At 69.9% G+C, this 11,076-nt stretch carries 9 protein-coding genes; 8 read left to right on the forward strand and 1 reads right to left on the reverse strand.

The window, feature by feature from the left end; translation table 11 throughout:
- The 8 genes from gspF (at window position 1) to DES41_RS09260 (ending at window position 10,303) form a co-directional block, all read left to right on the forward strand.
- A complete protein-coding gene (gene gspF, locus DES41_RS09225; protein WP_114467334.1) occupies window positions 1-1,230 on the forward strand; it encodes a type II secretion system inner membrane protein GspF in 1,230 nt (409 codons plus the stop codon).
- Window positions 1,231-1,234: 4 nt separating this feature from the next.
- Complete coding sequence (locus DES41_RS09230) at window positions 1,235-2,146, forward strand: 5'-nucleotidase (RefSeq protein WP_114467335.1); 912 nt, start codon at window positions 1,235-1,237, stop codon at window positions 2,144-2,146.
- Between the two features lie 87 nt (window positions 2,147-2,233).
- Window positions 2,234-3,037: an SDR family oxidoreductase gene (locus DES41_RS09235; RefSeq protein ID WP_245965634.1), complete on the forward strand. Its 804-nt coding sequence runs from the start codon at window positions 2,234-2,236 to the stop codon at window positions 3,035-3,037.
- Window positions 3,034-4,356 (forward strand): flavin-containing monooxygenase, encoded by a 1,323-nt coding sequence (locus DES41_RS09240; RefSeq protein WP_114467337.1) that lies wholly within the window; start codon window positions 3,034-3,036, stop codon window positions 4,354-4,356. The genes DES41_RS09235 and DES41_RS09240 overlap by 4 nt, the downstream gene beginning before the upstream one ends.
- Window positions 4,357-4,371: 15 nt before the next feature.
- Window positions 4,372-5,298 carry a bile acid:sodium symporter family protein gene (locus tag DES41_RS09245; RefSeq protein ID WP_114467338.1) on the forward strand — a complete coding sequence of 309 codons (927 nt, stop codon included), beginning with the start codon at window positions 4,372-4,374 and terminating at the stop codon, window positions 5,296-5,298.
- The gene (locus tag DES41_RS09250; protein WP_114467339.1) at window positions 5,295-6,269 is read left to right on the forward strand and encodes an SDR family oxidoreductase; all 975 of its coding nucleotides are present in this window, start codon (window positions 5,295-5,297) and stop codon (window positions 6,267-6,269) included. Before DES41_RS09245 ends, DES41_RS09250 begins: the two co-directional genes overlap by 4 nt.
- A 159-nt stretch (window positions 6,270-6,428) precedes the next feature.
- Window positions 6,429-8,210, forward strand: coding sequence for an ABC transporter ATP-binding protein/permease (locus DES41_RS09255; RefSeq protein WP_114467805.1), 1,782 nt, complete (start codon window positions 6,429-6,431; stop codon window positions 8,208-8,210).
- A 260-nt stretch (window positions 8,211-8,470) separates the two neighbouring features.
- Complete coding sequence (locus DES41_RS09260) at window positions 8,471-10,303, forward strand: flavin-containing monooxygenase (RefSeq protein ID WP_114467340.1); 1,833 nt, start codon at window positions 8,471-8,473, stop codon at window positions 10,301-10,303.
- Between the two features lie 17 nt (window positions 10,304-10,320).
- On the opposite strand, the gene DES41_RS09265 is transcribed toward DES41_RS09260, so the two are convergent.
- The gene (locus tag DES41_RS09265; protein ID WP_147282821.1) at window positions 10,321-11,031 is read right to left on the reverse strand and encodes a hypothetical protein; all 711 of its coding nucleotides are present in this window, start codon (window positions 11,029-11,031) and stop codon (window positions 10,321-10,323) included.
- Window positions 11,032-11,076: the final 45 nt, after the last annotated feature.

Raw genomic sequence — 11,076 nt, forward strand, 5'->3', positions numbered from 1 at the left:
ATGCCAGCCTACGCATTCGAAGCCGTCGATGCCGAAGGTGCGACCCGCAAGGGCGTGCTGGAGGCCGACACCGCGCGCTCGGCGCGCAGCATGCTGCGCGCCCAGGCGCTCGTGCCGCTCTCGGTCGAGCCGGTCGGTTCCGGCCAGGGCGTGGGCGAGGCACCGCCGCGCTCGCGTGGGCTGTTCGCCGGCCGCGTGTTCCGCGGCACGGCGCTGGCCGTGTGGACGCGCCAGATCTCGGGACTGGTCTCGGCCGGCCTGCCGCTCGAACGTGCGCTGACCGCGCTGACCGAGGAGGCCGAGGACGAGCGCCAGCGCCACCTGCTGGCCGGCTTGCGTTCGGAGGTCAATGCCGGTTCTTCCTTTGCCAAGGCGCTGGCCCGGCACCCGCGCGAGTTCAGCCCGATCTACACCGCCGTGATCGGCGCCGGCGAGCAGAGCGGCCATCTCGGCCTGGTGCTGGACCGGCTGGCCGAAGACCTGGAGACCCAGCAGGAGCTCAAATCGCGCCTGATCGGCGCCGCGCTGTACCCGGCCATCGTGAGCCTGGTGGCCATCGTGATCGTGATGTTCCTGGTGGGCTACGTGGTGCCGCAGGTGGCCAACGTGTTCGCGGGCACCAAGCGCGCGCTGCCCATCCTCACGGTGGTCATGCTGGCCATCAGCGACGTGGTGCGCCACCACGGCTGGTGGATCGCGCTGCTGCTGCTGGCCGGCGGCGTCTGCCTGAAGCTGTCGCTGCGCGCCGAGGCCGTGCGCCAGCGCTTCGACGCCCTGGTGCTGCGCCTGCCCCTCATCGGCAAGCTGGCCGCGGGCTACAACGCCGCGCGCTTCACGAGCACGCTGGCCATGCTGGCAGCGGCCGGCGTGCCCATCCTGCGCGCACTGCAGGCCGCCGCCGAGACGCTCAACAACCGCGCCATGCGCGCCGACGCACTCGACGCGCTGGTGGCGGTGCGCGAAGGCGCGCCGCTGGCCTCGGCGCTGGCCCAGAAGAAGCGCTTCCCCGGCCTGGTCTCGATGTTCGCGCGCCTGGGAGAACAGACCGGCGAGTTGCCCACCATGCTGCAGCGCGCTGCGCGCCAGATCGGCGGCGAGGTGCAGCGCCGCGCCATGGCACTGGCCACCATCCTGGAGCCGCTGCTGATCGTGGCCATGGGCATGATCGTCATGCTCATCGTGCTGGCGGTGCTGATGCCCATCATCCAGCTCAACCAATTCGCGAGGTAACCCGATGCCCGCCACCCTGGAAGACAAGCTCGTCGTCGCGATCTCCTCGCGCGCGCTGTTCGACCTGGAGGAGGAGAACCGTCTGTTCGACGCCGGCGATGCGCGCGCCTACATGCAGCTGCAGCTCTCGCGGCTGGAAGTGCCGGCTCGGCCCGGCGTGGCCTTCTCGCTGGTGCGCAAGCTGCTGGCCTTCAACGACCCCGCGCAGCAGCGTGTGGAGGTCGTCATGCTCTCGCGCAACGACCCGGTCAGCGGCATGCGCATCTTCCGTTCGGTGCGCGAGGCCGGCATCAAGCTCGAGCGCGGCGTGTTCACCCAGGGGCGCGATCCATTCGGCTACCTGCGCCCGCTGCGCGCCCACCTGTTCCTGTCGGCCAACGAGGCCGATGTGCGCGAGGCACTGGCCCAGGGCTTCCCGGCCGCCCGCGTGCTGACGGAGTCGGTCCAGGCGGGCAAGAACCACCCCGACGAGGTGCGCATCGCCTTCGACGGCGACGCCGTGCTGTTCTCCGACGAGGCCGAGCAGGTGTTCCAGGCCCAGGGCCTGGACGCGTTCCAGCTGCACGAGACCGACAAGGCCGCGCTGCCGCTGCCCGACGGCCCGTTCAAGCCGCTGCTGGCCGCGCTGCACCGGCTGCAGCAGGCGTCCCAGGCCGGCATGCGCATCCGCACCGCGCTGGTCACGGCGCGCAGCGCGCCGGCGCACGAGCGCGCCATCCGCACCCTCATGAACTGGAACATCGAGGTCGACGAGGCCATGTTCCTGGGCGGCCTGCCCAAGGGCGAGTTCCTGCGCGAATTCGAGCCCGACTTCTTCTTCGACGACCAGACGACGCACGTGCGCTCGGCCGCCCGCCATGTGCCAGCCGGGCATGTGAGCCACGGCGTCGCCAACCACCCTCCCCCGGCGCGCTGAGCGGCCGACGGGGCGCGCGCCCCTGCGGAACACCCGGATGCGGCGGCCTGCAGCGCCCGCTAGCATGCGCCGCGGAGGAGACTGTTCTTGACGTTCGACAACGCCGTGCTGACGGGTGCCTGCGGCGGGCTGGGCCAGGCACTCGCCCGTGCGCTGATCGCCGGCGGTGCGCGGGTGGCGCTGGTCGGACTGCAACGCAAGGCCCTGGCCCCGCTGGCCGCGCTGGCGCCCGGCCATTGCGCCGTCTACACCCCCGATGTGAGCGATGGCCCCGCCATGGCTGCCATGGCGGCGGATTGGACTTCGCGCTTCGGCCCGCCTGACATCGTCATCGCCAATGCCGGCGTGGCCGGTGGTTTCGACACGGCGCACCCCGAAGACCTGGCCGTGCTGCGCCGCATGCTGGAGATCAACCTGCTCGGCGTGGCGGCCACCTTCGGGCCCTTCCTGTCCGCGATGCAGGCCACGGGGCGGCCAGGCGCCCTCGTCGGTGTGGCCAGCGTGGCGGGCTGGCGCGGCCTGCCCGGCAACGGCGCCTATTGCGCCAGCAAGGCCGGCCTGATCGCCTACCTGCAAAGCCTGCGCGCCGAACTGCGCCCCACCGCGCTGCGCGTGCACACCGTGAGCCCGGGCTATCTGCGCACGGCACTGACCGCTGGCAACCGTTTCGCCATGCCGGGCCTGCTGGAGCCCGACGATGCCGCCCAGCGCCTGCTGGCCGGCGTGGCAGCCGGCCGCGAGCACATCGTGCTGCCGCGCCGCACCGGCTGGCTGGCCCGCACACTGGCCCTGCTGCCCGCGCCGCTGCACGACCGCATCCTGTTGGCGCAGCCGCGCAAACCGCGGCCGGGCGAAGCCGGTGCCACCGAGATTCCCGGCGTGAAACGATGAGCACCGCTACGCACGAACAGATCGCCCTCATCGGCGCCGGCCCCTCGGGCCTGGCCGGGGCCCGCAACCTGCAGAAGCTGGGCATCGCCTTCCAGGGCTTCGAAGCCCACGGCGATGTCGGCGGGCTGTGGAACATCGAGAACCCGCGCTCCACGGTCTACGCCTCGGCGCACCTGATCTCCAGCAAGCGCATGACGGAGTTCAGCGAGTTCCCGATGGCCGACGCCGTGGCCGACTACCCGAGCCACCGCGAGCTGCTGGACTACTTCCGCGCCTTCGCGCACCGCTTCGAGCTGCACCGCCACTACCGCTTCCAGACCCGCGTGCTGAAGGCCGAGCCCGTTTCCGACGCGCCCGGCACGCGCTGGCGCCTGACCACGCAGACCGGCGACGCGGCGCCCGAGGTGGCCGAATACAAGGGCCTGGTGGTCGCCAACGGCACGCTGGCCGAGCCCAACATGCCGACCTTCCCCGGCCAGTTCGACGGCAAGATGTGGCACACCTCGGCCTACAAAGAGGCCACGCAGTTCACCGGCCAGCGCGTGCTGATCGTGGGCGCGGGCAACTCGGGCTGCGACATCGCGGTCGATGCCGTGCACCACGCCAGAAGCACCGACATCTCGGTGCGCCGCGGCTACTACTTCGTGCCCAAGTACGTGTTCGGAAAACCGGCCGATTCGATCGGAGGCAAGCTCACCCTGCCGCCCTGGCTCAAGCAGCGCATCGACAGCACCATCCTGCAGTGGTTCACGGGCGACCCGGTGCGCTTCGGCTTCCCCCGGCCCGACTACCGCATGTACGAGTCCCACCCGGTGGTGAACTCACTGATCCTCTACCACATCGGCCATGGCGACGTGGGCGTGCGCCCCGACATCGAGCGCTGCGACGGCCACACCGTGCACTTCAAGGACGGCCAGGCACGCGACTACGACCTGATCCTGGCCGCCACCGGCTACAAACTGCACTACCCCTTCCTGGACCATGCGCTGCTGAACTGGCAGGGCATGGCGCCGCGCCTGTACCTGAACATCTTCGCGCCGCGCTTCGATCGGCTGGCCGTGCTGGGCATGGTGGAAGCCAGCGGGCTGGGATGGCAGGGCCGCTACGAGCAGGCCGAGCTGGTGGCGCGTTACTTCAAGGCGCTGGACGCAGGCAGCCCGCAGGCCGCCGCGCTGCAGGCCGCCAGGGATGCCGCCCCCGCCAGCTGGCCCGACATGTCCGGCGGCTACCGCTACCTGAAGCTCGAACGCATGGCGTACTACGTCCACAAGGACACCTACCGCAAGGCGGTGCGCGCCGCAGCCGAGGCGTTTCAGTAACCCCCTGGAGGCGCCATGCTGCCCGTCGACGAGATCCGCCTGAACTTCAACCCGGCCTCGCTCGCCGTGCTCAACGCGGTGCTGGCCTTCCTGATGTTCGGCATCGCGCTGGACACGCGCATCGCCGATTTCAAGCGCGTGGCGCGCATGCCGCTGGCTTTCGCGGTGGGCGTGGGGGCGCAGTTCATCGCGCTGCCGGCGATCACCTATGCGCTCACCCGGCTGCTGGGCGTGGGCCCCAGCATCGCGCTCGGCATGATCCTCGTGGCCTGCTGCCCGCCTGGCAACATCAGCAACATCCTCACCCACCGCGCGGGTGGCAACGTGGCGCTCAGCGTGTCGATGACGGCGGTGTCCAACGCGATCGCCATCGTGGCCATGCCGCTGAACTTCGCGTTCTGGGGCGGCCTGCACCCCACGGCCGCGGCGCTGATGCAGAGCATCGCCATCGACCCGCTGGAGATGGGCGGCCACATCCTCGTCATCATCGGCCTGCCCTTCGTGCTGGGCATCTGGTGCGCCGACCGCTTCCCGCGCTGGACGGAGCGCTTCAAGAAGCCCATGCGCATCCTGAGCTTCGTGACGCTCATCGTCTTCATCCTCGGCGCCATCGCCGGCAACTGGCGCTTCTTCCTCGACTACGTGGGCCTGGTCATCGTGGCGGTGGCGTTGCACGACACGCTGGCCTTCGCCACCGGCTGGCTCTGCGCACGCGCCTTCGGCCTGGCCGACTACGACCGCCGCGCGCTGACCATCGAGGTGGGCATCCGCAACGCCGGCCTGGGACTGGTGCTGATCTTCAGCTTCTTCGGCGGCCTGGGCGGCATGGCGGTGGTGGCCGGCGTGTGGGGCTTCTGGGACATCATCGCCGGCCTGGTGCTGGCCAGCTGGTGGGGCAGGCAGCCTTTGCGGGGCGGTGTTCCGGCCTACGAAACGCCATGAGGGCCGAACGCATCCTGGTGACCGGCGCCGACGGCTTCCTCGGCCGCGGCCTGCTCCGCGCGCTGGCGGCGCGGCCAGCGCCGACCCTGGTGGTGGCGGCCGACCTGCGCGAAGTGCCGGCCGAGCGCCGCCTGCCCGGCATCGACTACCTGCGCTGGGATGTGCGCGACGACGGACTGGCAGAGGTACTGGCCCTGCATGGCATCGACACGGTGGTGCACCTGGCCTCCATCGTCACGCCGGGCAAAGGCTCGACGCGGGCGCTCGAGCATGCGGTGGACGTGGGCGGCACGCGCAAGGTGCTCGACGCATGCCTGGCGCAAGGCGTGCACCACCTGCTCGTTTCCTCCAGCGGCGCGGCCTACGGCTACCACGCGGACAACCCCGGGTGGCTGACCGAAGACCATCCGCTGCGCGGCAACGAGAGCTTCGCCTACGCCCACCACAAGCGGCTGGTGGAGGAGATGCTGGCCGAGGCCCGCATCCGGCATCCGCAGCTGGCGCAGACGGTGCTGCGCATCGGCACCATCCTGGGCGAGGGAGTGGACAACCAGATCACCGCCCTGTTCGAGAAGGCGCGGCCGCTGGCGATCGCGGGCAGCGACAGCCCCTTCGTCTTCATCTGGGACGAGGACGTCTGCGGCGCCCTGCTGCACGCGCTGGACGGCAGCGGCCAGCCCGGCTGCTACAACCTCGCCGGCGACGGCGCCCTGACCATCCACGCCATCGCCGCGCGGCTGGGCAAGCGGCCCCTCGTGCTGCCGGCGGGCCTGCTGCGCAGCGCACTGCGCGTGGGCCGCGCGCTGGGCATCGGGCGCTACGGGCCGGAGCAGCTCGACTTCCTGCGCTACCGGCCGGTGCTGGACAACAGTGCGCTCAAGCAGCGCTTCGGCTATGTGCCGCACAAGACCAGCGCGCAGGCCCTGGACGCTTTCATCGCCGCGCGCAGGGCCCAGGGCCGGCCGCTGTAGGCCGGCGGCACACCCCGTTCGGCAGCTGGACAGGGCGCGCATCTCCGGACGCATTCCCATCTGACTGGACTGGCGCCGCGTCCGCTTAAGTTCCGCCTCAGTCGTCCACCGGATGGCCGCGCTAGCATGGCTGCGCCCACCACGATCTGCCGGGACGACATGCAATTCCAACAACGGCTTGCGCTGACGCGCCAGCAGGCGCAACGCATCTGGCGCCTGTCGCTGCCCTACTTCCAGTCCGAGGAGAAATGGCGCGCGCGCGGCCTGCTCGCCACGATCGTGGTGCTCAACCTGGCCGGGGTCTGGCTGCTGGTGCAATACAACGACTGGTACCGCGTGTTCTACGACGCGCTGGAAAAGCGCGACCAGGCCGTCTTCTGGCAGCAGCTGGGCCGCTTCACCATCCTGGCCTTCGGCATGATCATCCTGGCCGTCTACCGCTTCTACCTGACCCAGCTGCTGGAGATGCGCTGGCGCGCCTGGATGACCGGCAGCTACCTGAAGCGCTGGATGGCCGACCACGCCTTCTACCGCATGGAGCTGGCGCGCTACGGCCAGGCCGAAGGGAGCGCACCACCGGACAACCCCGACCAGCGCATCCAGGAAGACCTGAACCTGTTCACCACCTACACCGTGTCGCTGACCATGGGCGCGTTCAACGCCTTCGTCACGCTGGTGAGCTTCGTCGGCATCCTGTGGGGGCTGTCGGGCGCGTTCGCGTTCGATGTGGCCGGGCGGCATGTCGAGATCCCGGGCTTCATGGTCTGGATGGCGGTGCTCTACTGCCTGGCCGGCAGCCTGATCACGCACTTCATCGGTCGACCGCAGATCGGGCTCAACTTCCGCCAGCAGCGGTTGGAGGCCGACTTCCGGCACCACATGGTGCGCGTGCGCGAGTACAGCGAGGCCATCGCGCTGGACCGCGGCGAGCCGGTCGAGCGAGCGCAGCTGGACACCCGTTTCGGCAAGGTGCTGGGCAACTACCTGGACCTGATCCGCGCGCAGAAGCGGCTGATCTGGTTCAGCAGCTTCTTCGGCCAGGCGGCGGTGATCTTCCCGTTCCTGGTATCGGCGCCACGTTTCTTCAGCGGCGCGCTGCAACTGGGCGATCTGATGCAGATCTCTTCGGCTTTCGAGCGGGTGCAGAACGCACTGGCGTGGTTCGTCGAGAACTACCAGGAGCTGGCGGTCTGGCGCGCCACGACCGACCGGCTGACCAGCTTCGAAGCCCACCTGGCTGCGCATGCAGAGCGCCGTGAGGGGCAGGACGTCCGCTACACGCCGGGCGGTCACGCACTGGCCACGGAAAATCTCGGGCTGGCGCTGCCCGATGGAACACAGCTGCTGGCCGACCTGAAATTGCAGATCGAGCCGGGCGAGCGCGTGCTGCTGCAGGGCCCCTCGGGCAGCGGCAAATCCACCTTGCTGCGCGCTCTCGCCGGCATCTGGCCGCATGCCAGCGGCAGCGTGACGCAGCCGGCAGACGTGATGTTCATCCCGCAGCGGCCCTACTTCCCCGACGGACCCTTGCGCGATGCGCTGGCCTACCCCAAGCCAGCCTCCGACTACCGCGACGAGGACCTGCGCGCCGCGTTGCGCGACGCCCAGTTGCCACAACTGCAGGACAGCCTCGACCGCCAGGACGCCTGGAGCCAGAAGCTCTCGGGGGGTGAACAGCAGCGCCTGGCCGTGGCCCGCGTGCTGCTCAAGAAGCCGCGCTGGATCTTCGTCGATGAGGCCACCAGCGCGCTCGACGCGCCGGCCGAGCAGGCGGTCTACGGCAAGCTCGTCGCGCAGGTGCAGGCGGCCGGCGGCGGCCTGCTGTCGATTGCGCACCGGCCGGCGGTGGCGGCGTTCCACGACCGCAGCTGGCAGCTCGTGGCAAGCGACGGTGGGGCGGCGCGCTTCCAGTTGCAACAGGCGCCGCTGCCTGTGCATTGAACGGGTAGACGCGGTAACGCAGCAGGGCGCGTCGGCAGACCGTCTCGCCCAACACAGTGCGTTGCACCAGCCGGTACACCTGTCGCATCCGCATGCGACAGGTGTCGCGCCGGCTGTGACAGCCTCGCGTGGTCCCGGTGCTGCCAGATCCTTTCAGAACAAGCACTTGCGCGGCGGCAGGTGGCGGGCATGCCGCTTGCGCAACAGGGACTGCCGCGGCCAAGCCGGCCCGGCGACACCACCCGCAAGGAGACAACCGCATGACCCAGACCTTGGCCGAAACGCCGGTCACCTCCCCGTCCGCCGACGCCGCGCAATGGCTGCAGGACTTCGGCGCCGCGCTGGCCCGCGGCGACATCGCCGCCGCGCTCGCCGCCTTCGCCGACGACTGCTACTGGCGCGACCTCGTCGCCTTCACCTGGAACCTGCACACGTCCGAGGGCAAGGACGCCATCGCCGCCATGCTGCAGGCCAACCTGGCCCGCGTCGCGCCCAGCGGCTGGAAGGTGCAGGACCAGCCCAGCCACGCCGACGGCGTGACCGAAAGCTGGTTCACGTTCGAAACCGCGGTGGCGCGCGGGCGCGGCCACCTGCGGCTGAAGAACGGCAAGTGCTGGACGCTGCTGACGGTGATGAGCGAGCTCAAGGGCTTCGAGGAAAAGAAGGGCACGCGCCGCGTACTGGGCGCCGAGCACGGCGCGCGCCGCAACCGCACCACCTGGCTGGAGCGCCGCCAGCAGGAGGAAGCGGCACTCGGCTACACCGAGCAGCCGTACTGCGTGGTGATCGGCGGCGGCCAGGGCGGCATCGGCCTGGCGGCGCGGCTGAAGCGCCTGGGCGTGTCCACCCTCGTGATCGAGCAGAACGCGCGGGCTGGCGACTCCTGGCGCAAGCGCTACAAGTCGCTGTGCCTGCACGACCCGGTCTGGTACGACCACATGCCCTACCTGCCGTTTCCGGACGACTGGCCGGTGTTCACGCCCAAGGACAAGGTCGGCGACTGGCTGGAGATGTACACCAAGGTCATGGAGCTCAACTATTGGAGCTCGACCGAGGCCAAGAGCGCCAGCTTCGACGAGACGAGCAAGACCTGGACGGTGACGGTGGAGCGCCGCCACCCGGATGGCCGGCTGGAGACCGTGGTGCTGCGGCCCACGCAGCTGGTGTTCGCGCTCGGGGTGTCGGGCTTTCCGTCCGTGCCCGCGATCGCCGGCGCTGAGACCTTCGAGGGTGACCAGCACCACTCCAGCGCCCACCCGGGCGGCGAAGCCTATGCCGGCAAGCACTGCGTGGTGCTGGGTTCGAACAACTCGGCCCACGACATCTGCGCCGACCTGTGGGAGCACGGCGCCGATGTGACGATGGTGCAGCGCTCGTCCACGCACATCGTGAAGTCCGATTCGCTCATGGAACTGGCGCTGGGCGGGCTGTATTCCGAGGAGGCGGTGGCCAACGGCGTCACCACCGACAAGGCCGACCTGCTGTTCGCCTCGTTGCCGTTCAAGATCATGCACAGCTTCCACGTGCCGGTGTACGAGGCGATCCAGCAGCGCGACAAGGACTTCTATGCGCGGTTGCAGAAGGCCGGCTTCCTGCTGGACTTCGGCGACGACGGCTCGGGCTTGTTCATGAAGTACCTGCGGCGTGGCTCGGGCTACTACATCGACGTGGGCGCGTCGGAGCTCGTGGCCGACGGCAGCATCCATTTGAAGAGCGGCGTCAACATCGAACAGATCAAGCCGCGCTCCGTGGTGCTGACCGACGGCACGGAACTGCCGGCCGACCTGCTGGTCTACGCCACCGGCTATGGCTCGATGAACGGCTGGGTCGCCAGCATCGTCTCGCCCGAGGTGGCCGACCGCGTCGGCAAGTGCTGGGGGCTGGGCTCGGGCACCACCAAGGACCCGGGCCCCTGGGAAGGCGAGCTGCGCAACATGTGGAAGCCCACGCAGCAGCCGCAACTGTGGTTCCACGGCGGCAACCTGCACCAGTCACGCCACTACTCGCAGTACCTGGCGCTGCAACTGAAGGCGAGGATGGAAGGGATCGCGACCCCGGTCTACGGCCAGGGCGCCGTGCACCACCTGCGCTGAGCGCAGGCCGCCGGGCATCACAGCCCGGTGGTCTTCTTGGCCGACGGGTCGGTGTAGGTGACCGGGCTGTCGGCTTCTTTCGGCGGGTTCAGCGTGAGGTTGCCGGTCTGCGCCACGTCGATGGCGTTGCCGCCGGCCCGCCACAGGCTTTGCAGGAAGTCCAGCAGCTTCTTGGAAATGGGCTCCTTGGGCGGCTCGGGCGGCTCTTCTTCCTCGACCTTGGGCTTCTCGGTCCAGTTCTTGGGCGCCGCATCGTCCGGGCCGGATGGCTGGTCCGGGCCCGGCTTCTGGCCGGTGGCCTGGTAACGGCCCAGGGCTTCGGCCGTCTCGGCGGTCGGGGCGGCGTCTGTCTGCAGGCGCTGCTCGAAGGCTTCGGTCGCCGCCTCGATGCTGGACTTCTGCGGCACCGCGCCGGTCTGCCCGGCCTGGGCACCACCCTGCCCGACCGCGGCCGACGCCGCCACCATGACGGCACCGGCCGCCGTGGCGGCTTCGTCCTCGCCGGCACGGCCGGAGCGGATCAAGGCATCGGCCTCGGCAGACAGTTCCACCCGGATCGAGGGCTGGGGCTGCTCAGCGACGGCGCGCTCCTGCAACACCCGGGTTTCTTCACGCGTGGCCCGCGCCACGGTTCCGGCGGGCGCGGCCGGGCTGCCGGCGGCCGGCTGCGAATCGGCGCCGGCGGCGGCCGGCCCATTCACAGTGCGATCAACAGAAGGCAGTTGCATGGCGCTCACCAAAGGACTGGACAAACAGCCGGGAAATGGGTTTTT

It is taken from the genome of Pseudorhodoferax soli (assembly GCF_003337555.1).
In the GTDB taxonomy this organism is placed as follows: domain Bacteria; phylum Pseudomonadota; class Gammaproteobacteria; order Burkholderiales; family Burkholderiaceae_C; genus Pseudorhodoferax; species Pseudorhodoferax soli.

Excerpts from the sequence above, each read along its gene's own strand:
- gspF (WP_114467334.1), top strand. The coding sequence starts at position 1 with ATGCCAGCCTACGCATTCGAAGCCGTCGATGCCGAAGGTGCGACCCGC.
- DES41_RS09230 (WP_114467335.1), top strand. The coding sequence starts at position 1,235 with ATGCCCGCCACCCTGGAAGACAAGCTCGTCGTCGCGATCTCCTCGCGC.
- DES41_RS09240 (WP_114467337.1), top strand. The coding sequence starts at position 3,034 with ATGAGCACCGCTACGCACGAACAGATCGCCCTCATCGGCGCCGGCCCC.
- DES41_RS09245 (WP_114467338.1), top strand. The coding sequence starts at position 4,372 with ATGCTGCCCGTCGACGAGATCCGCCTGAACTTCAACCCGGCCTCGCTC.
- DES41_RS09250 (WP_114467339.1), top strand. The coding sequence starts at position 5,295 with ATGAGGGCCGAACGCATCCTGGTGACCGGCGCCGACGGCTTCCTCGGC.
- DES41_RS09255 (WP_114467805.1), top strand. The coding sequence starts at position 6,429 with ATGCAATTCCAACAACGGCTTGCGCTGACGCGCCAGCAGGCGCAACGC.
- DES41_RS09260 (WP_114467340.1), top strand. The coding sequence starts at position 8,471 with ATGACCCAGACCTTGGCCGAAACGCCGGTCACCTCCCCGTCCGCCGAC.
- DES41_RS09265 (WP_147282821.1), bottom strand. The coding sequence starts at position 11,031 with ATGCAACTGCCTTCTGTTGATCGCACTGTGAATGGGCCGGCCGCCGCC.